Source organism: Anaeromyxobacter sp. SG64 (assembly GCF_022690745.1).
Taxonomy (GTDB): domain Bacteria; phylum Myxococcota; class Myxococcia; order Myxococcales; family Anaeromyxobacteraceae; genus Anaeromyxobacter; species Anaeromyxobacter soli.
The window spans coordinates 24,652-49,227 of sequence record NZ_JALCZB010000009.1 but is presented as its reverse complement, the minus strand read 5'-3'; the positions used below and the strand labels follow the sequence as shown (position 1 = coordinate 49,227).

Sequence of the window (24,576 nt, the reverse complement as noted above, 5' to 3'; positions counted from 1 at the left end):
TGTGTAGGCGCAAGCACCGAGAGTGGAGGAGATTGACACCGGCGCGCGGGGAAGGCGAAGTGGCGCGTGCGGTCGATCGCCGCGGAGGCCGACATCCATGCCCGACAGCCCCAGCGCTTCTGCCGTATCGCCCCAGACTGGCGCGCGAGCGACGGGGAAGGTGAAGGGGACCCTTCTCCTCGCGCGCCTGAAGTACCTGGAGGCCCAGGGAGAGGAGAAGTCGGGGCGCGTGGTGCGGCACCTCTCGAAGGCGGATCAGGAGGCGCTCCGCGGGATCGTCCTCCAGAGCGGCTGGTATCCGGCGGACCTCCTGCTCCGCCTGGAGATGACCGCCGCGGCGATCCTCGCGAACGGAGACCGGACGCGGCTGTTCCTGGACATGGGCCGGTTCAGCGCCTCGACGAACCTGGGAGCGGCGGGGGTCCAGCGAGCGTTCGTGCGCGACGGTGATCCCCAGCGGTTCCTCGCGGACGTGCCTCGCATGTACGCGGCGCAGCACTCCTCCGGACACCGCGTCCACGAGGCGACCGGAGAGCGCGCGGCGCTGATCCGCACCTGCGGCGAGGAAGAGGTGGTCGCCGAGGACTGCCTGACGACCGTCGGGTGGCTCCAGCGCGCGATCGAGATCTGCGGTGGTCTCGGCGTCAGCGTGGTGGAGACGCGCTGCCGCGCGCGGAAGGCGGACTGCTGCGAGTTCCGCTGCGAGTGGCGGTAGGCCGATCGAGACGCGCAGCGATCGCGGCGACGACCTGGTCGCCACCGTGCCTCGATCGTCCTAGTCCCAGCAGTCCTTCCGGATGGGGATGTTGTGGCCGCTGGGCTCGCCGCCCGCGCCCCCGGTCTCCGGGCGGCAGGGGCCCTGGCTCGGAGCCCACAGCGCGCCGGAGCCGCGCGCGGTGCTCCCATCGGCCCGGACGATCGACGGGCGGGGAAGCCGCTGCTGGGGGGCCGCCGCCGGGCCCTCCGCGGGACTCCACGCCGGTGGCCGGCGCGGTCGCAGCACGTCGATGGAGCGGGTCGGCATGGGAGCGTTCCGTAACCGCCGCCGAACCTCGGCGCTCGCGATCGTCGGCGAGGTGGGTCGTTCACGATGCGTGTCGTCGCGGTGCAGCGGAAGCGAGCCGCGCGAACGGGCCGCGAGCGCGACCCGACCTCGGCCTCGACCCCGACCCGACCCTGACCAAGACCGACTCCGTCCACCAAGCCCGTCCGGCCGCCCCTTGCCCACCACCGCGACCCGGAGCACGCTCGCTGGGCGGTGACCACTCTCGTCCTCCACTACCGCAGGACCGCCCGCCACGCGCTCAACGTGCTCCTCGGCGCGGTCGAGACGAATCCCGCCACCACGGACGTCCCCGCCGTCGTCGCGACCTCGCCCGAGGCCGTGATCGAAGCCGCGCGGACGGCGTCGAACGAAGGGCGCAGGCCGGTGGTCGCCTGGTCCTTCTACACGGCGAGCTTCGACGAGGTGACCGCGGAGCTCGCCCGCGTGCGAGCCGCGGTTCCCGACCCACGCGTGCTGCACGTCGCGGGCGGGCCGCACGCGAGCGCGGATCCTGCGGGCACGCTCGCGGCGGGGTTCGACCTCGTGGCCATCGGGGAAGGGGAGGAGACCCTGCCCGCGCTGCTCGCGCGCGTCGCGGTGGGGGAGGATCCGCGCGGAGGGCCCGGGCTCGCCTGGCTCGACGGCGGCGGCGTGCGCAGGAGCGGCCGCGCACCGCCCGTGGATCTGGACGAGGTGCCGCCCTTCGCGCCGCGCGCCGGCCGGATCGGGCCGCTCGAGATCACCCGCGGCTGCATCTGGGCGTGCCGGTTCTGTCACACGCCGTTCCTCTTCCGCGCCCGCTTCCGCCACCGCTCGCTCGACTCCATCCGCCGCTGGGCTCGCGCCCTCGCGCGCGTCGACGCTCGGGACCTGCGCGTGCTCACGCCGTCGGCGCTCTCGTGGGGCTCGGACGACGGCGGCTGCGATCTCGCCGCGCTGGAGGCGTTGCTCGCCACCGCGCGCGAGGCGATCGGACCAGCGCGGCGGCTCTTCGTCGGCTCGTTTCCGTCGGAGCTCCGCCCCGAGCACGTCTCCGCCGAGGCGCTCGCGCTGCTGCGCCGCTACTGCGACAACCGGACGGTCGTCATCGGCGGCCAGTCGGGCTCGGATCGGCTGCTCTCGGCGATGCAGCGCGGGCACGACGCGGGCAGCGTGGCGCGCGCGGCCCGGCTCGCCCTGGAGGCCGGGTTCCTGCCGTCGGTGGACTTCATCTTCGGCCTGCCGGGCGAGACCGAGGAGGACCGCGTCGCGACGCGTCAGGCCATGTTCCGGCTCGCAGCCGAGGGAGCGCGCGTGCACGCGCACGCGTTCATGCCCTTGCCCGGCACCCCCTGGGCGCGCGAGCCGCCAGGACGCATCGACGCCGCGAGCGGGGCCATCCTCGAGCGGCTCGCGGCCTCCGGGGCGGCGCACGGTCAATGGCGGCGGCAGGAGGAGCGGGCGCTCCGGTTGCCGCGCAAGGGTGCGTAGACGCGGCGTCAGTGGGCGCTCACGCCCCAAGCGAGCGAGCATCGAATTGACCTAGATCAAACGACAGATCAAGTCGCGGAGTACGTTCCCCCGAGAGCGGGAGACTCCATGCGCCTCGACACCCATGCCCTGACGATCCTGGCGATCGTCGCCGCCGCGCTCGCGTCACCGCCGCCCGCGCACGCCGCGGGCGGTAACCCTGCCGCGAGCCCGGCGGGACCGACGAAGAGTACGAAGAGCGAGCCCAGCCCCGAGCCGGCGAACGGCGCGAAGGCGCGGGAGACGGCGGAGGGGCCGAGGACGCCTCCGCTGATCCAGGCGGAGCCGCCTCCGTTCTCCGAGGGGATCTTCCCGTGCAGCGGGTGCCACGTCGATCCGGGCGATCGCACCCGCCGCGAGCTCACGTTCCACGAGGACATCCAGAAGGTGTTCGACCACGATTCCAACGCGCGCTGGTGCCTCGACTGCCACGACGCGCAGAACCGGGACGTGCTGAAGCTCGCGAGCGGCGAGACGGTGCCGTTCACGGAGTCGTACCGGCTCTGCGGCCAGTGCCACGGCGACAAGTACCGCGACTGGCGCGCGGGCGTGCACGGCAAGCGCGTCGGCCAGTGGGACGGCCAGAAGACCTATTTCCTCTGCGTGAATTGCCACAACCCGCACACGCCGGGCTTCAAGGGCGTGAAGGAGATCGAGGTGGACGGGAAGAAGACCACCGCGCCCACGCTGGAGATGCTGCGCCCCGAGCCGCGGCCGCTCCGTCCCGAGGAGATGCGCCGCCCCGTGGCGCCGAAGGCCTCCACCACCGCCGCGGGCGGGAGGTAGCCATGTCCGAGCGGAAGAGCCTGCCCGTCGTGGCGGACGCGCCCGCCGACCCGTCGCGCCGCGCCTTCATGCGCACCGCCGCCGCCGGCGCCGCCGTCGCGGCGCTCTCCTCCTGCGGCGTGGAGATGGAGGACTTCCTGCGCGGCCACTTCAAGGAGCTCTCGCCGGACGAGCTCCGCCACGTGCTCGCGAAGGTGGAGCGGAAGAACCTCGAGCGTTTCGGGAAGAAGACCACGGTGTCCGCCACCGGCCCGCGGCCCGGCGTCGAGTTCGGCTACGGCCTCGACCTCTCGCGCTGCGTCGGCTGCCGCCGCTGCGTCTACGCGTGCGTGGCGGAGAACAACCCGTCGCGGCAGAGCCCGCAGATCCAGTGGATCCGGGTGATGGAGATGGACAAGGAGCACGGCGTCGATCTCGCCCACGCGAACCACTACTACGAGGCGGACGCGGTGCCGCGGCCGGGCAAGTTCTACATGCCCGTCCAGTGCCAGCAGTGCCGGAACCCGCCCTGCGTGAAGGCGTGCCCGACGCAGGCGACGTGGAAGGAGAAGGACGGCATCGTCGTCATCGACTACGACTGGTGCATCGGGTGCCGCTGCTGCATGTCCGCCTGCCCGTACGGCGCGCGCCACTTCAACTGGGCGACGCCGACCCTGCCCGCGGACGAGCTGAACCCGCACCAGCACTACCTCGGCAACCGCCCGCGTCCGAAGGGCGTGGTCGAGAAGTGCACCTTCTGCATCCAGCGCACGCGCGAGGGGCGCTACCCGGCCTGCGTCGAGGTCTGCCCCGTGGGCGCGCGCAAGTTCGGCAACCTCCTCGATCCGGAGAGCGAGATCCGCCGGGTCATGGAGACGAAGCGGGTGTTCGTCTTCAAGGAGGAGCTCGCGACGCACCCGCAGTTCTACTACTTCTACGCGACCTAGCGAGGCGGGCGATGAGCGGAGCGGCGGAGTTCGTGAAGGGGAGCGCGCGCCTCCTGGTCACCGGCGGGCGCGCGTACAAGGCCTGGGTGGCGGCGCTCCTCGCGCTCGTGGCGGTCGGCGCGATCGCCTACGTCCACCAGGTGCGCACGGGGCTCATCGCGACGAACATGCGCGATCAGGTCTCGTGGGCGTTCTACATCGGCAACTTCACCTTCCTCGTGGGCGTCGCGGCCGCGGCGGTGCTGCTCGTCGTCCCGGCCTACGTCTACCAGTGGAAGCCGATCAAGGAGGTGGTGGTGCTCGGCGAGCTGCTCGCCATCAGCGCGCTCACCATGTGCCTCCTGTTCATCCTCGTGGACATGGGCCGGCCGGACCGGTTCCTCCACGTCATGCCGCTCCTCGGCACGCCGAACTGGCCGCGCTCGCTCCTCGCCTGGGACGCGCTCGTCCTCAACACGTACCTGCTCCTGAACGTCGCGCTCGTCCTCTACCTGCTCTTCAAGACGTACCGCGGCGAGCACTACGACAGGCGGATCTTCCTGCCGCTCGTCTTGCTCTCGATCCCGGTGTCCATCTCGACGCACACCGTGACCGCGTTCCTCTACAACGGCATGGCCGCGCGCCCGTACTGGAACGCCTCCATCCTCGCGCCGCGCTTCATCGCGTCCGCCTTCTGCTCCGGCCCCGCGGTCATGATCATCCTGTTCCAGATCCTGCGCCGCACGAACCGGTTCCCGATCAAGGACGAGGCGATCTGGAAGATCGCGGAGCTCATGAGCTACGCGATGTTCCTGAACCTGTTCCTGCTCGGCGCCGAGCTGTTCAAGGAGTACTACTCGGCGACCGAGCACCTCCGGTACACGCAGTACTTCTGGGGCGGCCTCGACGGTCACCGGGCCCTGGTGCCGTACGCGTGGCTGTCGCTCACCTGCAGCGTCGCCGCGTTCGTGCTGTTCCTCATCCCGCGCACCCGGAGGAACTACGTCACGCTGAACCTCGGCTGCCTGCTCATCTGGGCGGGCGTCTACATCGAGAAGGGGATGGGCCTCATCATCCCGGGGTTCACGCCCGACACGCTGGGCGAAATTTACGAGTACACCCCGACCGCGACGGAATGGGCCATCGCGGCGGGCGTGTTCGGGGTCGGGTTCCTCGTCTTCACGGCGCTCGTGAAGATCGCGGCGCCCATCCTCGTCGGAACCTTCCGGGCGCCGGAGCGGGTGGCCGCGCCGGGTCCGAGCGGCGCCGGGTTCCCGGCGCACTGAACCACGCACAAGGGAGGAAGCACATGAAGCGCATCGCCGTCGCCCTCGTCGTCCTCGCCGCCGCCGCCGTCGCTCGCGCCGAGGGCGTCGCCCCCGCCGAGATCTTCGCCAAGCGCTGCGCCGCCTGTCACGGCAAGGACGGCAAGGGCAACACCCCGATGGCCCAGAAGCTCGGCGCGAAGGACCTCACCACGCTGACGGCCAGCGAGGCCGACATCGCGAAGACGATCGAGAACGGCAAGGGCAAGATGACGGCGTTCAAGGGCAAGATGACGGAGGCCGAGATCCAGGCCGTCGCGAAGTACGTGAAGGGCGGGCTGAAGTAGGGAAGGAACCGACCGTCCGGGCCGTCCTGCGGGCGGCCCGGACGGGGAGCGCGGCGGACGGGTCCGTGTTATAGGTTTCGCGCGCGAGGCGCCGGAGCCGAGTGGCCCGGCGCCCGCCCGTTTCCGCGAGCCGCTCCGTTGCAGGCGACCCATCAGCCGACAGAGTCGCGCCGTCCCTCCGCCGTCGCGCCACCGCTGCGTGCCGTACCCGCGGCGAGCGCGCCGCAGCCGCCCCGGGGCCGGATCGCCGCGCTGGACGCCGCCCGTGCCCTCGGGGTGCTGGCGATGGTGTTCGGCCACACCCTCGACGCGCTGCTCGCGCCCGCCGTGCGGGCCACCGCGGGCGTGGAGCTGTACTGGAAGGCGCGCGGGTTCACGGCGCCCCTGTTCCTCATGGTCTCGGGCTGGGCCGTCACCGTCGCGATCTCGCGCGGGCGCGCGCGTGGCCTCGACATCCCGCGCGGCCGGATCGGCCGCGTCCTCCTCCTGCTCGGCATCGGCTACGCGCTCCGGTGGCCGGGCTGGGGCGTCGAGCGGCTCGCGGCGGGCGAGCTCGACGTGTGGGCGCACTTCCTGTCGTTCGACGCGCTCCACACGATCGCCCTCGCGCTCCTCGCCGCCTCGCTCGTCCTCGCGCTGCCGTGGTCGCGTCGCGAGCACGCGTGGGCGATCGGCGCGCTCGGCCTCCTCTGCATCGCGCTCGGCATGCTCGCGCCGGCGCCGGTCGTGCCGGGCGTCGCCGAGCTGCCGCGGTCGCTGCCGGCGCTCGCGCTCCGGCAGGCGGCGGGAGGGACCTCGCCCTTCCCGCTGTTCCCCTGGGCGGCCTACTTCTTCGTGGGCGCGCTCGTCGGGCTCCTCGCCGGCACCGGCGGTGGTCGCAGCGCCGCCGGGATGGCGCTCGTGGGGGCGGTGCTCGTCGCGGGCACCATCGGGACCGGGGTGGGCGAGATGCCGATGGGGCACCCGCTCCTGTTCACGTTCCGGAGCGGCGCCGTGTTGCTCGTGCTCGCGGCCCTCTCCACGGTGCCGGCGGCGTGGGCGGCGCGGCTCGCGCCGGTCGGCCGCGCGTCGCTCGGGGTCTACGCGATCCACGTCCCGGTGGTCTACGGCTGGTCGACCTTCACGGGCCTCACGAACCGGATCGGGCCCCAGCTCGGGCTCGGGAGCGCGCTCCTCGTCGCCACGGCGGTGCTCCTCGGGAGCTTCGCGGTGAACGTCGCCTTCCAGCGCGTCCGGAGCGGCCTCGTCGCGGCGGCCGCGACCGGCTGGGAGCGCGTCCGCCTCCGCCTCGAGAGCGGCGGCCGGACCGAGGCCGAGGGCGGCGAGTAGCCGCGCCTCACGCGCCGAGCGCGGCCGCCGCGAGGAACTCGATCGCGCGCCGCTCCGCCCAGAAGTCCGGCCAGAACGGCGAGCCCGACACGAACGCGACGTGTCCGCCGGCCGGCGTGGCCTCGAGCGTGACGAGCGGGTTCGCGCGGGCCTCCGCGAGGGGGAGCGCGTCGCCCGGGACGATGGGGTCGTCCATCGCCGCGATGGCGAGCAGCGGCCGGCGGACCCCGGCGAGGAAGCGCGCGGACGAGCAGCGCGTCCAGTAGTCCTCCGCGGACGCGAACCCGTGCAGCGGAGCGGTGAGGGCCGCGTCGTACTCGGCGAACGTGGCCGCCGCCCGCACGCGCGCCGCGTCGATCGCCTCCGGGAACCGCCGCGCCTTCGCGAGCGCCTTCTCGCGCAGGCGGCGCAGGAACCGCTCGCGGTAGACGCGGTTCCAGAACCCCGCGGCGTCGAGCGCCCGCGCCGAGCGGAGGAGGTCGAAGGGGACCGAGATGCCGGCGGCGGCGCGGACCTCCGGGAAGAGACCGTCGCCGCGCTCGCCGACGTACTTCACGACGACGTTGCCGCCGAGCGAGAACCCGGCGAGCACGATGGGCCGCCCGGGCCGCTCCGCGGCGAGCCGGGCCACGACCTCGTGCAGATCTCCCGTGTCGCCCGAGTGGTAGAAGCGCGGAAGTCGGTTCTGCTCCCCGGAGCAGCCGCGGAAGTTCAAGGCCAGCGCGTCGAGCCCGCGCGCGAGCGCGACGGCGACGAGGCCGCGGACGTACGGCGCGCGGGACGAGCCCTCGAGGCCGTGGCACACGACGAGCACCGGCCGGGCCGCGTCGCCGCTCGCGGCGTAGCGATCGACGTCCACGAAGTCGCCGTCCGGCAGCTCCCACCGCTCGCGGCGGGCCCGCGGGCGCGGGTACACGCGGGCGAGGCTCGCGAAGATCGTCATCGCGTGGCCGCCGCGCAGCCAGCGGGCCGGGGCGTAGGGCGAGGGGGGCGGGGACATGGGTGATCGCGCCTGCCCTCACCTGAACTGCGGATGCGCGCGGATCCGCTCGAGGGCGTCCGGCGGGGCGTCGTCGGGGAACGGCGCGCTGGAGCGCTCGAGCCGCGCGAGCCAGCGCGCGTCGAGCGGACGCGCGAGGAGCGCCGGATCCGTGGCGGCGGCGGTGGTCTGCTCCTTCGGGCCGCTGGGATCGCCCTGGCCCACGTGGAAGCCTGCGAGCAGGAGCGCGGCGCGGGTCGCGGTGGCGGTGCTGTACGTGTAGAGCGTGGCCGCGTCGCCGCAGCGGGCGCGCGCGGCCGTGAAGGCCGCCCAGGTCCAGAGCGACGGGTTCGCCTTCGGCGAGAAGGGATCCCAGAAGACGACGTCGGCGCGCACCTCCTCGCGCGGGAGCGTCGCGAGCAGGTCGCCCTGGACGAGTCGCCAGACGACGCGCGGCGACTCGTGGCGGCCGCTCGAGAGGAGCGCGCGGGCGGCGGAGAGCGAGTCCGGGTCGAGCCCGAGCCGCGCGGCGCCGTCCTCGGAGGTCGCGAGCGCGAGCGCGCCGAGGTCCTGCTCGAAGCTCACGATCTCGAGGCCGCGGCCCGGGGCGGCGAGCGTCTCGGCGGCGCGCAGCGCGGCGAGCGCGTTGGAGGCCGCGCCGAGGCCCACGTCCAGCAGCACGAGCCGGGGGCCGGGCGCGGCGAGCCGCTCGCGCAGCCGGGACTGGGCCACGTACAGCCGCTCGGACTCCACGTCCGGACCGATGACGGGGTGCATGACCTCGCCCGCGCGGGCATCGCGGACCGCGGCCGCGCCGAGGGAGGTGGTGACGATCTCGAAGCGCGGGGCGGCGGTCCCGGTCGCGCCCTCGACCGCGGCCGCGGCCCCCGTCGTGTCTCCGGCCTGGGTCGGGCTCACGGTCGTCTTCCTCCCCGGAGGACGCCGCGAGGCGTCGTGCTCGTGCCGGTCGAGCTCGTCGAGCTTCGCCTTCGCGAACGCGGCGTAGCTCCCGGCCTCGATGGCGGCGCGCGCCTCGCGCATGAGGTCGAGGTAGTGGTGCAGGTTGTGGACGGAGAGGAGCCGCGGCCCGAGCGGCTCCCGGCACTTCACGAGGTGGTGCAGGTAGCCGCGCGTGTAGCCCCCGCAGGTCGAGCACCCGCACGCGGCGTCGAGCGGCGCCTGGCTCGTGCGGTGCTCCCCGCGGGTGAGGCGCACGCGCCCGGTGGAGGTGAACGCGGTGCCCTGCCAGGCCATCGTGGTCGGCAGCACGCAGTCGAACATGTCGACGCCGTGACCGATGGCCTCGAGGATGTCCGGCGGGGTGCCGACGCCCATGAGGTAGCGCGGGCGCTCGTCGGGGAGGAGCTCGGCGGTCCGGCCCACGACGTCGAAGCGCTCGGCGCGCGTGTCGCCCACCGCGAGGCCCCCGATGGCGAACCCGTCGAAGGCGTGCTGCGTGAGGAAGCGCGCCGACTCGGCGCGGAGCTCCGGGACGAGCCCGCCCTGCACGATGGCGAAGAGCGCCTGCTCCGGGTTGGTCCGGGCGGCGAGGCTGCGGAGCGCCCAGCGGTGGGTCCGGCCCATGGCCTCGCGGATCGCGGAGGGCTCCGCGGTCGACGGGAGGCACACGTCGAGCACCATCATCACGTCCGAGCCGAGGGCGGTCTGGACCTCGATCGAGCGCTCCGGCGAGAGGAGCTGCGCGCTGCAGTCCACGTAGCTGCGGAAGCGGGCGCCCTCCTCGGAGATCACGCGGTCGTGCGAGAGCGAGAAGATCTGGAACCCGCCGGAGTCGGTGAGGATGGGCCCGGACCAGCGCATGAAGCGGTGGAGCCCGCCCATGTCGCGGACGAGCTCCGGTCCGGGGCGGAGCAGCAGGTGGTAGGTGTTCCCGAGGATGATCTCGGCGCCGAGCGCGTGGAGCTCCTCGGGCGTCATGCCGGTCACGCTCGCGCGCGTGCCGACGGACATGAACGCCGGCGTCTCGACGCGGCCGTGGGGCGTCGTGAACGCGCCGCGGCGCGCGCGGGTCGCGGCGTCCCTCGGGCCGGGCTGGTAGGCGAAGGGCATCGGGATCCTCTAGGAGACCTCGGTCGCGCGGCGACGCGCGATCGCGGCGGCGGAGTCGGCGTCCCACGTCCCCTTGAGCCGGAGCACGCGCTCGACGCCCGCGTCGTGCAGCGCGAGGAGCCGCGCCGACGCGTCGCCCGCGCCGAACGCCGCGAGCGCGCCGGCGATCGCCTCGAGCGTCGACATCCCGTCCGGCCACGGCGGCCGCCGGAGTCGCAGCCCGGCAGGCGGCCCCGGGAGCGACAGGCGCGGGAGCCGCTGGAGCGCGGGGAGGCGCTGCATCATCCGGCGAGCCTGTGTCCAGGTGCCGTCCGGGACGACCAGGATCGGCGGCGGCGTGGCCGGCGCGGCCGCGTCCTCCGGGCGCGGCGAGGGGAAGAGCGCGACCGCGCCCGGGGCGCGGAGCAGCGTCTCGTCGAGCGGGACGCCGGGGAGGGCGTGCTCCAGGATCTCCGCTCCGTCGAGCGCGAGGGCCGCCCAGCGCGCCGTGTTGGACATCCGCTCGCGCTCGCTGGCGTGCCGGACCACGACGAGGCGGAACGGCGCCGCGAGCCTCGGGATGGCGGGGCAGAGGCAGAACTCGGGCGGGAAGCGGCAGCGCGGACAGCGCTGGAGAGGGCGTGGCACGGGCTGCCGGATCTATCACGGCGCGGGGCCGCGCGCCGCGCCGCCCGTACCCGCGCCGGGAGTGGAGCGGAGCGGCCGCCCTCGTTAGAGCCCTGTACCATGGGCGCCATCGTGCGGCTGTTCTCCGACTTCGTCTGACCGTTCTGCTTCGTCGCGGAGCGGAGCAGCCTGGTCAGGCTGCAGGCGGAGTACGACATCGAGGTGGACTGGGTCGGCTACGAGCTGCACCCGGGCACGCCGCGTGGCGGCCTCCCGCTCGTGGCCCATCTGGCGGACCCCGCCGCCGTGCTGGAGTACGTGAAGAGCTTCGCCGCGGGCTTCGGCCTCCGCGACCTGCGCGCGCCCGACCGGCTCGTGAGCACCCGCCGCGCGCTCGCCGCGGCGCAGTACGCGCGCGAGGCCGGGAAGCTCGAGGCCTTCCGCGCGGCCGCCTTCGACGCGTACTGGCGCGAGGGGCGGGACCTCGACCGCGACGAGGAGCTCGCGGACGTCGCGCGCGCGGTGGGGCTCGATCCGGCCGCCGCGCTCGCGGCGGCGGACGAGCCGGGGGCGCTCGCGTGCGTGGACGCGGCGCGGCGCGCCGCCCGGGAGGCCGGGGTCGGCGGCGTCCCGACGTTCGACTTCTCCGCCGGGCCCGGTGCGCGACCGGTGGCGCGGATCGTGGGCTGCCAGCCGTACGAGGTGCTGGCGGAGGCCGCGCGGCGCGCGGGCGCGCGGCGCCGCGCGGAGCGGTGAGCGGGCGCCCGCGGTTCGGGGAGCCTAGACCCTGTAGCGCTGCACCGCCGAGGCGAGCTGCTTCGAGATCTCGGACAGCGCGGCGGTGCCCTGCTCGATCGTCCGCGTGCCCTCGGCGCTCTCGTTGATCGCCTGCGAGAGCTCGGAGATCGCGGCGACCATCTGGTCCACCCCGATGGTCTGCTGCCGGGTGTTGTTGGCGATCTGCCGGGCGGCGACGGCCGACTCGCGGATCACCATCGCGAGCCCCTCGATGGCCTCGCCGGCGCTCCGCGCGAGCCCCATGGCCGCGGACGCGCGCTTCGCGCCCTCGTCGGTCGCCGAGGCCGCGTCGCGGGCGCTCCGCTGGATCTCCTGGAGGATCGCGCGGATCTGCACGGCGGCCTGGCGCGACTGCTCGGCGAGGTTGCGCATCTCCATGGCGACGACCGCGAACCCGCGCCCGTGCTCGCCCGCCTTCGACGCCTCGATGGACGCGTTCAGCGCCAGCAGGTTCGACTGCTCCGCGAGGTCCTTCACCGAGGAGATGATCTCGCCGACCTGCAGCGTGCGCTCGCTCAGCCCGCTCATGCTGGAGGCGATCCGGTTGACCTGCTCGCCGAGGCTCGCGCTCGCCTTCACCGCCTCCTCGACGGTCTGGAGCCCCTCCTGCGAGAGATCGTCGGAGCGACGCGTCATCTCGATGACCGAGTCGGCGTGCTGCGTCGCCTGCTTGGAGGTCTGGGCGATCTCGGACGCGGTGGTCGAGGTCTCGTTGATGGCGGCCGCCTGCTGCGCGGCCATGGCCGCCTGGCGGGTGACGGAGCCGAGGATGTCGCTCGAGCGGCCGTCCAGGGTCAGCGCCGCCTCGCGCAGCTCGGCGATGGTGGCCTGGAGCCCCTCGATCATCGCGCCGAAGCTCGCGGCGAGGTCCGCGGTCTCGGCGGTCGCGTCGACGTCGATCTGCCTGGCCAGGTCGCCGGCCGCGATGGCCGCCGCCGTGTCGCGCAGCCGCTCGAGCGGCCGGGTCAGGCGCCGCGCGACCTGGTAGGAGATCGCCGCGGCGGTGAGGGAGATGGCGATGGCCAGGCCGAGCCCGCGCGCGAGGACGGCCGCGGAGGCTTCCTCGTGCAGGACGTGGAAGACGACGGTGTCGAGGATCGCGGTGACCCCCGTCGCGACGCCGACCAGCCCCGCGATCTTGAGCCGCATGGAAAGGCGCACGGACGAGCCTCCGCTCGAGAGCGTTTGCGCCGTTCTACCGCGGATTCCCGCGGGTGGGCCACTCGGCGACCGGTGCGGGCGGGTAGGTGCCGCCCGCACGCACCGGCCGGCGCGGCTACGGGAGCGTCCGGAGCACCGCGGCGCCCGACGCCGTCGCCACGTGGAGCGCGGGCGGTACGACCATGCGGTCCACCTCGAGCGCGCTCACGCGGTCGCTGGGGATGAGCCCCGAGGCGGCGCGGATGGGCCTGGAGGTCCCGGTGGCCGGGTCGTAGACGGAGAGGCCGGTCGTGTAGCCCGCGATCGCGAGCCGTCCGTCCGGGAGGCACGCCAGATCCCGGACCCCGGCCTCGCCGAGGCCGACCTGGGACGCGGTGAGATAGGCGAAGCGTTTCCCGTCCCACACCGCGACCGCGTCCTTGCGGGCCGCCGCGTTGCCCGTGGTCGGCCCACGGCTCGAGAACCAGACCCGCCCGTCGGGGCACGCCGACACGGCCGTCAGGTACACCGGGTCGCCCGACTCCGTCACGTCGAACACCGGCGGGCTCGTCCGCGCCCCGTCCATCCACGGGTCGCCGAACGCGGCGTCGAAGGCGGCGCCGTAGCGATGGTGCCACTCGTACGCGTCGTCGACCCAGGTGATCCGGCCCGCCGTCCACTTGCCGGCGTGCCAGAGGCGCCCCTCCGCGTCGATGGCGAGCCCGAGCCACTCGCCGACGCGCATGCTGGCGCTCTCGCCGTCGGGGCCGCAGACCTCGTGGTAGCAGACGCGCGCGTGCTGGTGGTCGCCCATGTACTCGGAGTACGCGATGTCGAACCACTCGCCGGGCGCCGGCTCCCGGTACTTCGCCGGGAAGAGGATCGACACGCCGTGGTTCGCGCCGGTGTAGAGCGTGCCCGGGTGGACGAAGTGGTCGTACGCGAGCCGGCTGATCGTCCGGTCGTGCCAGTACTTCGCGCCGTAGCGGTTCGACAGGAGGTCGAACCGCACCACCTGCAGCGTGCCGTCCTCCGCGAGGCGCACCCAGTCCACCTTCCCGCTGTGGCGGAGCGGGTCGCAGTAGTCGAAGCCCTTCCAGCCGACGGGATCGTCCGCGTCGAGGCACGGGATCGGCTCGCCGTCCGCGCCGCGCGTCTGGTCGCCGTCGTAGCCGATGAACACCTCGTTCTTGCCGCCGCCCACGATGGCCTTGATCCCCTCCGACGCCGCGCCGCCCCACACGAGGTCGCCGTTGCACGGCCGGTCGTCGGGGATCGGCGCCTTGTCGCAGTACTTCGCCCAGCCCACCGGGCCGGGCGTCCGTCCGGTGATCGCGCCGAGGTGCAGGCCGTCCACCTCGTCGAAGCGGCGGAAGGTCGTCTCGCCCGGGCGCAGCAGGTAGAGCGCGCGCGGCGTGGCCACCCAGCGGTTCTGCGCCTCGTCGGTGGTCATCGCGACCACGGGCGTCTCCTCGATCCCGTCCTTCGCGCCGTAGATCGCGTTCGCGACGGGCCACGGACCCTGCGTCCCGAACTGGAAGCCGGGCGGCTGCTCCGGCGGAGGTGGGGTCACGGGCGGGGGCGTCGGCGTGGTCCCGCCGCCCCCGCCGCCGTCGCCGCCGGTCCCGCCTGACGGCGTCTTGTCGCTCGAGCCCGAGCCGCCGCACGCCACGGCCAGGACGCAGAGGACCGCGCCGAGCCCCACCCACCCCCGTCTCGTCATCCGTTCTCCCCGCGCCCGCGCCGGCTGACCGGAGGGCGCACGAGTGCCGCTCGAGCGAGTTGCGAGCCGCGGGCCACGCCGAACCGGCCAGACTGGCGTGCGCGCGCGGCAACGCCGTTGCGCGCGCGTGGAACGGCTTTGCGCCGAGGCGGCAAGGTCGTGGACGGGTCGGCGCGTCCGCGGGCGGACGCCGGATCGCTCGCTCGCGCGCCCCCCTGCATGGCGCTCGCGGTGCAGGCGGCCGGGCGGGCGCGTCCCCTTGCCATGCGTGTCAGCGGATCGGGGCGCGGTGCTAGGCTCGCCCGCCATGACCCCGCCGACCCCACCCACCGTGCACCTCGCGCCGCGCGTGGCCCTGGCTCGCCTGCCGACGCCGCTCGAGCGCTCGCCGCGCCTCGGCGCGGAGCTCGGCCTCGACCTCCTCTACAAGCGCGACGACCTCACGGGGCTCGAGCTCTCCGGCAACAAGGCGCGGAAGCTCGAGTTCCTGATCGCGGAGGCCGAGGCGGGCCGGGCCGACACGCTCGTGACCTGCGGCGGCGTCCAGTCGAACCACTGCCGGGCGACGGCGTTCGCCGCTGCGAGGCGCGGGCTCGCCGCGGTGGTCCTGCTCCGCGTCCCCGATCCGTCGCGGCCGCCGGCGCTCGAGGCGAACGCGCTCCTGGACCGGCTGGCCGGAGCCGAGCTCCGCTGGGTCTCGCACGACGAGTACCGGCGGCGCGCGGAGGTCATGGAGGCGGTGGCCGCCGAGCTCCGCGCCGCCGGCCGGCGACCCTACGTCATCCCCGAGGGCGGCTCGAGCGCGCTCGGCAGCCTCGGCTACGTGGCCGCGGTGGCGGAGCTCCGCGCGCAGCTCCCCGAGGCCTGGCGCACGGGGCCCGTGACGATCGCCTACGCGGCGGGCTCGGGCGGAACGGGCGCGGGGCTGGAGCTCGGCGTCCGCGTCGCGGGCTGGCGCGAGGCGCGGCCGCTCGGGTTCGCGGTCTGCAACGACGCCGCCTACTTCCGCGCCGCCATCGCCGGGCTCTGCGCCGACGCCCGGCGGCGCTGGCCGGAGCTGCCGGGCGTCCCCGAGGACGAGATCGCCGTGGACGACGGCTTCATCGGGCCGGGATACGCGCAGGCGACCGACGAGGGGCTTCAGGTCATCCGCCGCGCTGCGCGTGTGGACGGCGTCCTCCTCGACCCGGTCTACACCGGCAAGGCCATGCTCGGCGTCGCGCGCCGCGCCTCCGAGCCCGGTGGGCTCCCGGCGTCACGCGTCGTGTTCCTGCACACCGGCGGGGCCTTCGGCCTGTTCCCGTTCGCGGAGCGGCTCGGTACCGCCGGGTGAGCGGCGCACGCCGCGAGCGAGCGGCGGGCCGACGGGGGCTGCACGCTCGGACGCTGGACGTCCGGGCGCGCCGGATTATGTGTGCTCCGTTCACCGCGCAAGCTCGCGGCGGCCAGGAGGCGCGCATGCCCAGGGCGAAGCAGATCTCGGCGTGGGTGGAGGACCGGCCCGGAACCCTCGGCAAGCTCGCCGACGCGCTCGGCGAGAAGGGCGTCACGATCCGGGCGTTCATGGCGGCCTCGATGGACGGACGCGGCTTCGTCCGCCTCGTGGTCGACAGGCCGGCGGCCGCGAGGCGGATCCTCACGGCGCACGGCTGGGAGAGCACGGAGGACGAGGTTGTCGAGGTCACGGTCCCCGACCGGCCCGACTCGGTCGGGAAGGTGGCGGACCGCCTGGGCGCGGCGGGAATCAACGTGCAGTACGCCTACGTCGGGGCCGCCGGCAGCGCCCGGAGCATGAACCTCTACCTCGCCGTCCCCGACGTGAAAGCGGCGCTGAAGGCCCTCCGCTGACATCCCAGGCCCGGATCGGGACGCCGCACCGGGCCGACGTGACGCGGCATCCCACGCAGACAGGATGCCGCGCTGCGTAGGCGGCGCTACCTTTGGTCCGTGGGCCACACGGGCCTCGTGCTGACGGGCGGAGGCGCCCGCGCCGCGTATCAGGTCGGGGCGCTTCGCGCCCTCTCCGACGTGCTCGGCCCGGGCCCGCTCCCGTTCGACATCATCGCGGGGATCAGCGCGGGGGCCATCAACTCCTTCGTCATCTCCACGGGCGCCGAGGACTTCGCCCGTGCGACCCACCGCCTGCGCGCGACCTGGGAGTCCCTCACGCCCGACCGTGTCTACCGGACGGGCACCCTGCGGCTCGCGAGCATCGGGAGCCGCTGGCTCCGCGATCTGTCCGCGGGCGGCCTCATCGGCAAGTCCGGCATCAACTACCTGCTCGATCCCGCCCCGCTCCGCCGGCTGCTCGAGAGCCAGGTGCCGATGGGCCGGATGCGCCGGCACCTCCGCACCGGGCGGCTGCGCGCCTTCGCGGTCTCCGCGACGAACTACCACACCGGCGCCGGCGTCACGTTCTTCGAGGGCGCGGCGGACATCAAGCCGTGGCTCCGCTCGACGCGGCTCGGGATCCGCGCCCGCCTCACCCTGGACCACGTGATGGCCTCGGCGGCGATCCCGGTGTTCTTCCCGCCCATCCGCGTCGAGGGCACGTACTACGGGGACGGCTGCGTGCGGATGAGCCACCCGATGAGCCCGGCCATCCACCTCGGGGCCGAGCGGATCCTCGCCATCAGCGTGCGGTACCTGCGGCCGCCCGGGGAGACCTTGAAGCGCCAGGCGAAGGACAGGGACGAGCAGCTCCCGCTCTCCGAGATCGCCGGCGTGCTGCTGAACGCGGTGTTCCTCGACTCGCTCGACTCCGACCTCGAGCGCCTGCAGCGGATCAACAAGACCCTCGCGCTCATCCCGCGCGAGAAGCTGAACCACCAGGACGTCGACCTCAGGCCGGTGCCGGCCCTCGTCCTCCGCCCGTCGCAGGACCTCGGCAAGCTCGCGGCCGACGAGTACGATCGGTTCCCGGCGATGCTGCGGTATCTGCTGAAGGGGATCGGCGCGACCGGTCACGCGGGCGAGGACCTGCTCTCGTATCTCGCGTTCGAGCCGATCTACCTGAAGCGCGTGATGGACCTCGGGTACGTCGACACGATGACGCGCCGGGACGAGCTGCAGGAGTTCTTCCTCGGGGCCCCGCAGCGGGAGCGGGCGCGGGGGTAGAGGATCGCTCGCGGGCGGCGCGTCCGGCACGCCGCTCCGCTCAGCCTCTCGATCCCCAGGCCGCGGCGCGCGCCGCCACGACGGGGGCGACGGTCCGCCAGGCGGTCGCCGCGAGCACCACCGCGCCGCCCGCGATCGCCCACGGGCCGGGGCGCTCGCCGGCGGCGAGGAAGGTCCAGATCGGGTTCAGCACCGGCTCGAGCAGCATGAGCAGCGACGCCTCGACCGCGGGCGTGTGCAGGAGGCCGCGCGAGAAGCAGAGGTACGCGAGGCCGAGCTGGAAGATGCCGAGGTAGAGGACGAGGCCGAGGTCGAGCGGCGTCGGCGCGGGGCCGCCGAGCCCCACCGGCAGCGCCACGAGCGCGGCGAGGAAGTTCCCGTAGACGAGGGCCGCGGGCCCCTCGTCCCTGAGGAGCCGCAGCCCGACGATCGAGAAGGCGAACGCGATCCCCGAGCCGACGGCGATGAGGTTCCCCGCGAGCTGCCCGCCCGAGAGCTCGTCGAGGAAGAACATCCCGAGGCCGAGCGCGTAGATCGGCACCGCGAGGAGCTCGCCTCGGGTGGGGAGCTCGCGCAGGAGCAGCGGTGACAGGAAGAGCACGAAGAGCGGCGCCGCGTCCTGGATGAAGATCGCGTTCGCGGCGGTGGTGAGCTTCGTCGCGACGACGAACAGCACCACCGTGAAGGCGTAGGCGACGGAGACGAGGAGGACGCGCAGGGTGGGGCGCCGCCGCGCCTCGCGCACGGCGGCGAGGAGGAAGAGGCCGGCGACGAGCGAGCGGCCGCCGGAGAGCTGCCAGCCGTCGAGGCCGCTCGTCTTGATGGCGGCGCCGGCCGTGGACCAGAGCACCGCGGCTGCGAGGATGAGGAGGCGGCTCGTGAGCACGGGGCGCGCAGTGTAGCGCACGCGCCGGCCGGCGCGCGCAGGTTACGCCGTCGTCTGCGTGCCGGGCGCGCGCGGGGCGCGCCGGGCACGGGCCGATCGCGAGTCGCGACCAGGCGAGCGTAGCGAGCCCGCCGGGGCGCTTGCGAATCACCTGTCGCTCAAGCGGTCACCCAGTCGCGGAGCACCTCGTCGATCTGCGCCTCCGAGAGCTCGCCCGCGTCGGCGAGCTCCTTGATCCGACGCGTGATCGCCTTCAGCTCGGACTCGCCGAAGGTGATGCCCATCTCGCGGGCCCGGTAGGCGATGGCGTGGCGGCCGGTGAGGCGGCTCCCCACGATGAGGCGGCGGGTGAGGCCGAACGCCTCCGGCGGGATGATCTCGTAGGCGCCCGGGTTCGTCATCTGGGCCTTGAGGTGCATGCCCGCCTTGTGCGAGTAGGCGGTCTCGCCGGTGACGAAGTTGTTGAAGGGGATCTCGATCCCCGTGACCCGGGCCACGAGCCGCTCCAGCTCCCGGAGCTGACCGACCCGGTAGCGCTCGGCGACGACCTGCGGCTCGAGCGAGAACATGCGCGCGACGAGGCCGCCGAGCGGCGTGATGCCGTTCCGCTCGCCGATGCCGAGCACGGACACGTCCACGTGCGTCGCCCCGGCCGAGATCGCCTCGTAGGAGTTGGCGATCGCGCAGCCGGTGTCGTTGTGGCCGTGGTAGCCGATGTCGCACCTCACCGTGCTCCGGACCTCGCGCACGAGCGCGTAGACCTGGCGCGGCGTGGCGATGCCCACCGTGTCCGCGATGCCGACCCGGTGGACGCCGAGCTTCTCGGCGGCGCGGTACACCGCCAGGAGGTCCTGGACGTCCGAGCGGAAGGCGTCCTCCGCGGAGAAGCGGACCTCCAGCCCGGCGGAGAGCGCCGCCTCGATGGGCGGGCCCATCGCGTCGATGATCTGCTGGAGCGACTTCGCGTGCGAGGCCTCGCGCAGGATGCGGCTCGTCGCGAAGAACAGGCCCACGCCCCGGACGCCGGTGTCCATCGCCGCCATCACGTCGTCGAGGATGCAGCGCGTGTGGGTGATGATCTTGGCGGCGAGGCCGAGCTTCACGATCTGTGCGAGATCGCGCTGCGACTGGGGCGAGGCGGCCGGGGTCGTGACCTCGATGTACTCCACGCCGAAGGTGTCGAGGGCGCGCGCGATCTCGAGCTTGTCCTCGGTGCGGAACGCGGCCTTCGCGAACTGCTCGCCCTCGCGGAGGGTCGTGTCGATGAGCTTCCAGGTGGTCTTGGCCATGGTGGTCGCCCTAGAAGCGGATCCCCTCGTGGTCGAGGTCGCACACGAGCCCGCCGGAGGTCGGGTCGGTGCGGAAGCCGTAGCGGCGGAGGTATTCGGGCTGGAAGTAGCCCGTCTCGAGCCGCTTCACGCCCCGCGCGCGGAGCCGCCGGACGAACTCGCGCATGAGGCCGTCCGACACGCCCTTGCCGCGGTGCCGCCGCGCGACGACGATCTTCTCCATGTGGATCCGGTCCGCGCTCACCTGCCGGTAGAAGAGGCCGGCGATGGGCGTGTCCTTCGCGTCGAGGGCCACGAGGAACTCGTGCTCGGTGGTGAACGTCACCTGCAGGTTCGCCTCGTGGAACATGTGGAGGAGGCGGGCCACCTCGCGCGGCGAGATCGGCCCGCGGACCGCGAAGCGGTTGCCCTCCTCGTCGGTGAGCGCGACGACCACCTCGGTGACGTAGTGGCCGCCGGACGGCATCGAGATGAGCGCCACTTCGTCGGTGGGTGCGAGGTAGCGGTAGGTCATCCGGGCGAGGAAGTAATCCTCCTCGGCCGTCGGGCGCACGGCGGAGCGCACCGCGGCCACCTGCTCCTCGAGGTCGAGCCCGTCGGCGGGCAGCCCGCGGGCGCGGTGCATCAGGCGATCGAGCGCCGCGCAGAGCTCCGGCCGGGCGTCCTCGAACACCGTCTTGCGGAAGAAGCGCAGGCGGGTGTCCGGCCAGGAGGCCTCGACCTCGGAGAGGCGGTAGGTGCCCCACAGCTCGCCGAGCATCTTGCCCTTCGCCTCCACCGTCGCCCCCGGCGTCGCGGCGAGCCAGCGCCGGTAGCGGCGCGCCGCGAAGAAGACGCGCTGCGGGGTGAAGCCGTTCTCGCGGAGCCGCTCGAGGAAGGTCTCGATGGCGACGGCGCGCCGTGACTTCTGCGCCGCGTCCTCGAGGAGCGCGACCCCGCGCTCGTAGCCGAGCGCCTCGACCACCGCGGAGAGCAGGACCCGGTCGTCGATCTGGCCCTGGAGGTCCGGCCGCTGCGCCTCGATGCGCTGGATGAACGAGCGCTCGAACCGCTCGATGAGCTCGTCGAAGGTCCTGCACGCCGAGCGATCCGAGATGGACACGAGCCGCGCGCCGGTCTGGTAGTCGTGCGAGGGCACGATGAACGCGGCGGGGGAGGGCTCGCGCAGGGCGAGCCGCCGGCCGGTCCGGCCCCAGAACCGCACGTGCAGCTCGAGCGCGGTCCACACGAGGAACGGCCAGAGCAGCTTGAGGCGCGCCGCCTCGCCCTGGCGCAGGAGCCGCGCGGCCTGGCGCTCCACGTCGGCGCCGGGGATGAACTCCTCGGTGAAGATGCCCCACTCCGCGAAGTAGCCGGCGAACTGCTCGACGAGCGGCGGCGGGGCGCCCGCGGCGAGGAGCCACGAGACCTCCTGCTTCAGCTCGTAGAAGTTCATGTCCTCCGCGACGTTGATGGCGACGTCGAAGATCTCCTTCGCGCGGGTGTGGATCGAGAGCCGGTAGACGCTCTTCCCGTGCTGGCGGCCGAGGAGCGACACGGCCGCGCCGCCGGGCGGGATGTCCGCGAGGGAGATGAGCACCCCCTTGCCGAGGACGAACACGGACGCGCGGACGATGGTCGCGTCCGCGAGCGCCTGCAGGAGGTGGGTCCGCCCCTCCGCCGGGACGCCCTCGTCGAAGACGAGCACGTCCTTCCAGCCGTACTCGGAGCCCGTCTGCGGATCGATGGCGAGCCGGAGGTTCGGGCCGACCCAGTTCGAGAAGCCGCGCCGCAGGCGATCGAGCTCCTCGCCCGCGCGCGCCGAGATCTCCGCGTCCTCGTGGAGGGTGAGGCGCGCGAGGGGGATGCGGACCTTGGCGAAGTACTGCGGGTGGGCGATCGCCGTCGCGGTGAGGAGCCGCATCGTCCCGACGAGCTGGCGCCGGTCGGAGGGATCCGCGAGCTCGAAGCGCACCTTGTCCGAGGAGAGGTGCGCGAGGAGCGCCTGGACCTGGGCGTCGGTGAGGCCGCGCTCGCCGAGGTCGGCGAGGTCCTCGTCGCGGAGCGCCAGCGCGCCCATCCGGTCGAGGAAGAGGCGGAGCGTGCCGAGCGTCTCCGCGGGCTCCTCGTTCGGGAGGAGCACTCGGAACGCGCGCCGGCGGACGTCCTCGTCCGGCGCGTCCGCGGCGCGCCGGAGGAGCGCGCGGCAGAGCCCGGCGTGCTCGCTCTCCGAGACGGCGAGCCCGATGTGCAGGTGGCTGATGGCGCGGCGGGCCTCGGGGCGCTCCGCGCGGAGCAGCTCGCCGGCCACGTGGATCGACCAGAAGCTCACCTCTGCCCGGTCCACCACGTCGAGCATGGGCTTCAGCCGCTCCGGCTCGGGGGCCGGCCACACGCGCGCGTCGAGGCGGAGATCGGAGGTCCCCTTGCGGCGCCGGGACACGAGCGACACGAAGGCCTCGTCCCCCAGGAAGCGCCGCAGCGCCTCGTTGCCGAGCCACAGGGCGGGGCGGGCGAGGAGCGCGCCGAGGTCGATGACGGTGCCCTCGGAGGTGTAGGCGAGATCGCCGATGAGCGTGGCGCCGGGCGCCTCGGGCGCGGGGCCGACGCGCAGCGCGCGGTCCCGCGCGCGCAGCAGGTCGCCGTCGAGGGAGACCTCGTGCTGCAGCACGCCGATCTCGCGCAGGACCCAGTTCGGGATGCGCAGGAAGCTGCCGTCGAGCGCGAGCGCGAGGTGCTTCTGCTCGTACATCTTGTCGATGAGGTCCTTCCAGGACTTCTCGACGACCTCGCGCTTGAAGGTGTGCTTGTGCGTGAGCTCGCCGTGCTCGAGGTCGAGCGCACGGGGGAGGACCTGGAACGTCACGACGCGCTCGAACGGCGCGAGGAAGCGGTTCGCGCTCGCGACGAGCGACGACAGGAGCTCGCGCAGCTCCTCGGGCGAGCGATCCTGGACCGCCGACGAGGCGTGGTTCGGCCACACGAGGAGCGTGTTGTACTCGCGGTGATCGCCGACCAGGAACGCCTGGGCGACCGCCTCGAAGTCCCGGAACAGGTTCTCCACCCGCTGCGGCGCGATCGTCTGGCCCTGGCGGTTCTTGTAGATCTCCTTCTTGCGGCCGGTGATCCGGTAGTGGCCGGCCGGGTCGATGGAGACGAGGTCGCCGGTGTGGAACCAGCCCTCCGCGTCGGCGCCGTGATCCTCGGGGCCGGGATCGTAGTAGCCGGGCGACACGTACGGGCCGCGGACGAGGAGCTCGCCGTCGTCGGCGCGGCGGCACTCGATCCCGGGGAGCGGCAGGCCGATGGAGTCGTCGGCGTACTCGCCGGGCGGCGTCATGGTGATCCCGCCCGTCGCCTCCGTCATGCCGTAGCCGGAGCAGAGCTCCGTGCCGGCCCGGTGGAAGGCGCGGAACACGCCGGGATCGAGGTAGCCCGCCGCGGAGAGCCCGTAGCGCAGGCGGCCCCCGGTGATCCCGCGCAGGTGGGCGGCGATGTCGTCGGGATCGTCCGACGCCGCCTCCCAGACCGCCGCGTCCTGGAGCTCCATCCACTTCTTGGGCACCGAGATGAAGACCGTGGGCTTCACCCGCCGGAAGTCCTCGAGCAGCGTCGCCTGCGCCGTGGAGCGCGCGAACACGTACGTCGCGCCCCAGAACAGCGTGCCCGTCATCTCCAGCCACCGCCCGAACGTGTGGTAGAGCGGCAGGTAGCAGAGGAAGACGTCGCCCTCGTTCACCTCGCGCAGCGCGAAGGCCCGGCAGAAGCGCTTCGAGACGATGTTCTCGTGCGTGAAGAGGATGCCCTTCGGCTTGCCGGTGGTGCCGGAGGTGTACATCACCGTCGCCACGTCGCGGGCGCGCACGCGGGCGGCGCGCGCGGCGCGCTCTCCGTCGTCGAACTCCGCCCCCTGACCGACCATCTGCTCGAGCGTGAGCAGCCCGTTCCGCTCGGCCGCGGTCCGGGAGAAGACCACGATCTCCCGGAGCTCGGGCAGGGCCGGCAGGGAGGGCAGGACCTTCGCGACCTGCTCCTCGTCGGACGCGAGCAGCACGCGCGCGCCCGAGTGCTTCAGCATGTAGACGATCTGCTCGGCGACGGCGTTCGCGGGCAGCGGCAGGTCGACGATGCCGTTCGTGAGGCAGGCGAGGTCGCAGAGCGCCGCCTCGAGCGAGTTCTCGGAGAGGATGGCGACCTTCGCGCCCGGCTCGTCGTCCACGAGCGCGAGGATCCCGCGCGCGATCGCGCGCGTCCGGCGCGCCACCTCGGCGACGGTCAGCTCGGCCGGATCGTCGCCGATCACGCGGAACGCGACCGTCTTCGGATCCGACTCCTCGCGAGCGCGGAGGAGCTCGCCGAGCGTGTAGTCCGTCGCCGTGAGCACCGGCAGGACGACCTCGAGCCACGGCTCGATCGCCTCGGGCGCGAGCGAGCCCGTGAAGAAGCGGCGGCGCACGCCGTCGAGGAGCGCGTGGAGCGAGCGGCGCGCGGCCCGCGCCGTGGCAGGGTCCCCGAGCCGGGCCACCAGGCGCTCGGCGAGCGGGCGGACGGCCGGGAGGTCGTCCGGGCGGACCGACGCGAGCGCCTCGCGGGTCGAGTCGAGCAGCTGGGGCTCGGGCGCGCCGGGCGCGCTCCAGGCTGCGAGGAGGGCCGGATACGGCGAGTCTTGCCTCACCTGGAACATGGCGGGAGAAAACCATGCTCCCCGGCCCCTGTCGATGCAGGAGGCAGGGGGGCGGCGCCGGTGCGACCGTTCGGCGTCGCGCGACCGTGGGGTGACGGGTGGGGTAGCCGAAACCGGGG

The 24,576-nt window shown here is 73.7% G+C and carries 19 protein-coding genes and 1 pseudogene; 11 read left to right on the top strand and 9 right to left on the bottom strand.

Features of this window, described 5'->3' with window-relative positions; genetic code table 11:
• Window positions 1–160: 160 nt before the first annotated feature.
• Window positions 161–715, top strand: coding sequence for a TIGR02265 family protein (locus MNZ29_RS04685; RefSeq protein WP_242337319.1), 555 nt, complete (start codon window positions 161–163; stop codon window positions 713–715).
• Between the two features lie 60 nt (window positions 716–775).
• On the opposite strand, the gene MNZ29_RS04680 is transcribed toward MNZ29_RS04685, so the two are convergent.
• Window positions 776–1,024, bottom strand: coding sequence for a hypothetical protein (locus MNZ29_RS04680; protein ID WP_242337321.1), 249 nt, complete (start codon window positions 1,022–1,024; stop codon window positions 776–778).
• A gap of 234 nt (window positions 1,025–1,258) precedes the next feature.
• Between MNZ29_RS04680 and MNZ29_RS04675 the strand changes: the two genes are divergently transcribed.
• The 6 genes from MNZ29_RS04675 to MNZ29_RS04650 all read left to right on the top strand — a co-directional run bounded on the left by MNZ29_RS04675 (window position 1,259) and on the right by MNZ29_RS04650 (window position 7,186).
• The gene (locus tag MNZ29_RS04675; RefSeq protein WP_242337323.1) at window positions 1,259–2,515 is read left to right on the top strand and encodes a TIGR04013 family B12-binding domain/radical SAM domain-containing protein; all 1,257 of its coding nucleotides are present in this window, start codon (window positions 1,259–1,261) and stop codon (window positions 2,513–2,515) included.
• Window positions 2,516–2,623: 108 nt separating this feature from the next.
• A complete protein-coding gene (locus tag MNZ29_RS04670) occupies window positions 2,624–3,340 on the top strand; it encodes a hypothetical protein (protein ID WP_242337325.1) in 717 nt (238 codons plus the stop codon).
• Between the two features lie 2 nt (window positions 3,341–3,342).
• Window positions 3,343–4,266 (top strand): 4Fe-4S dicluster domain-containing protein, encoded by a 924-nt coding sequence (locus MNZ29_RS04665; protein ID WP_242337327.1) that lies wholly within the window; start codon window positions 3,343–3,345, stop codon window positions 4,264–4,266.
• Between the two features lie 11 nt (window positions 4,267–4,277).
• A complete protein-coding gene (gene dsrP, locus MNZ29_RS04660) occupies window positions 4,278–5,531 on the top strand; it encodes a sulfate reduction electron transfer complex DsrMKJOP subunit DsrP (RefSeq protein WP_242337329.1) in 1,254 nt (417 codons plus the stop codon).
• A gap of 23 nt (window positions 5,532–5,554) precedes the next feature.
• Window positions 5,555–5,857, top strand: coding sequence for a c-type cytochrome (locus MNZ29_RS04655; RefSeq protein ID WP_242353162.1), 303 nt, complete (start codon window positions 5,555–5,557; stop codon window positions 5,855–5,857).
• A gap of 138 nt (window positions 5,858–5,995) precedes the next feature.
• Window positions 5,996–7,186, top strand: a complete 1,191-nt coding sequence (locus tag MNZ29_RS04650; protein WP_255821180.1) for an acyltransferase — start codon at window positions 5,996–5,998, stop codon at window positions 7,184–7,186.
• A gap of 7 nt (window positions 7,187–7,193) precedes the next feature.
• Here the strand turns inward: MNZ29_RS04650 and MNZ29_RS04645 are convergent, their stop codons facing one another.
• Genes MNZ29_RS04645 through MNZ29_RS04635 form a run of 3 tightly spaced genes read right to left on the bottom strand, consistent with a single transcriptional unit; the run spans window position 7,194 to window position 10,862 of the window.
• Window positions 7,194–8,186, bottom strand: a complete 993-nt coding sequence (locus MNZ29_RS04645; protein ID WP_242337335.1) for a YheT family hydrolase — start codon at window positions 8,184–8,186, stop codon at window positions 7,194–7,196.
• Between the two features lie 18 nt (window positions 8,187–8,204).
• Window positions 8,205–10,235, bottom strand: a complete 2,031-nt coding sequence (tgt, locus tag MNZ29_RS04640) for a tRNA guanosine(34) transglycosylase Tgt (protein ID WP_242337337.1) — start codon at window positions 10,233–10,235, stop codon at window positions 8,205–8,207.
• A gap of 9 nt (window positions 10,236–10,244) precedes the next feature.
• Complete coding sequence (locus MNZ29_RS04635) at window positions 10,245–10,862, bottom strand: DTW domain-containing protein (RefSeq protein ID WP_242337339.1); 618 nt, start codon at window positions 10,860–10,862, stop codon at window positions 10,245–10,247.
• A gap of 150 nt (window positions 10,863–11,012) precedes the next feature.
• Between MNZ29_RS04635 and MNZ29_RS04630 the strand changes: the two are divergent.
• Window positions 11,013–11,597, top strand: a pseudogene (locus MNZ29_RS04630) (DsbA family protein); the annotation flags it as partial.
• A gap of 24 nt (window positions 11,598–11,621) precedes the next feature.
• On the opposite strand, the gene MNZ29_RS04625 reads toward MNZ29_RS04630, so the two are convergent.
• Both MNZ29_RS04625 and MNZ29_RS04620 read right to left on the bottom strand, forming a co-directional pair.
• Window positions 11,622–12,800, bottom strand: a complete 1,179-nt coding sequence (locus tag MNZ29_RS04625) for a methyl-accepting chemotaxis protein (RefSeq protein ID WP_242337344.1) — start codon at window positions 12,798–12,800, stop codon at window positions 11,622–11,624.
• 115 nt (window positions 12,801–12,915) lie between these two features.
• Complete coding sequence (locus MNZ29_RS04620) at window positions 12,916–14,502, bottom strand: WD40 repeat domain-containing protein (RefSeq protein ID WP_242353158.1); 1,587 nt, start codon at window positions 14,500–14,502, stop codon at window positions 12,916–12,918.
• 307 nt (window positions 14,503–14,809) lie between these two features.
• Here MNZ29_RS04620 and MNZ29_RS04615 point away from each other — a divergent pair, with 307 nt between their 5' ends.
• From MNZ29_RS04615 to MNZ29_RS04605, 3 genes are all read left to right on the top strand, one after another.
• Window positions 14,810–15,835 (top strand): D-cysteine desulfhydrase family protein, encoded by a 1,026-nt coding sequence (locus MNZ29_RS04615; protein WP_242353156.1) that lies wholly within the window; start codon window positions 14,810–14,812, stop codon window positions 15,833–15,835.
• A 125-nt stretch (window positions 15,836–15,960) separates the two neighbouring features.
• A complete protein-coding gene (locus MNZ29_RS04610) occupies window positions 15,961–16,350 on the top strand; it encodes an amino acid-binding protein (protein ID WP_242337349.1) in 390 nt (129 codons plus the stop codon).
• Window positions 16,351–16,449: 99 nt separating this feature from the next.
• A complete protein-coding gene (locus MNZ29_RS04605) occupies window positions 16,450–17,619 on the top strand; it encodes a patatin-like phospholipase family protein (protein WP_242337351.1) in 1,170 nt (389 codons plus the stop codon).
• 40 nt (window positions 17,620–17,659) lie between these two features.
• Here the strand turns inward: MNZ29_RS04605 and MNZ29_RS04600 are convergent, their stop codons facing one another.
• The 3 genes from MNZ29_RS04600 to MNZ29_RS04590 form a co-directional block, all read right to left on the bottom strand.
• Window positions 17,660–18,505, bottom strand: a complete 846-nt coding sequence (locus tag MNZ29_RS04600; RefSeq protein ID WP_242337353.1) for a DMT family transporter — start codon at window positions 18,503–18,505, stop codon at window positions 17,660–17,662.
• Between the two features lie 158 nt (window positions 18,506–18,663).
• The gene (lysS, locus tag MNZ29_RS04595) at window positions 18,664–19,794 is read right to left on the bottom strand and encodes a homocitrate synthase (protein WP_242337354.1); all 1,131 of its coding nucleotides are present in this window, start codon (window positions 19,792–19,794) and stop codon (window positions 18,664–18,666) included.
• Window positions 19,795–19,804: 10 nt separating this feature from the next.
• Window positions 19,805–24,457 carry a GNAT family N-acetyltransferase gene (locus MNZ29_RS04590; protein ID WP_242337356.1) on the bottom strand — a complete coding sequence of 1,551 codons (4,653 nt, stop codon included), beginning with the start codon at window positions 24,455–24,457 and terminating at the stop codon, window positions 19,805–19,807.
• Window positions 24,458–24,576 lie beyond the last annotated feature (119 nt).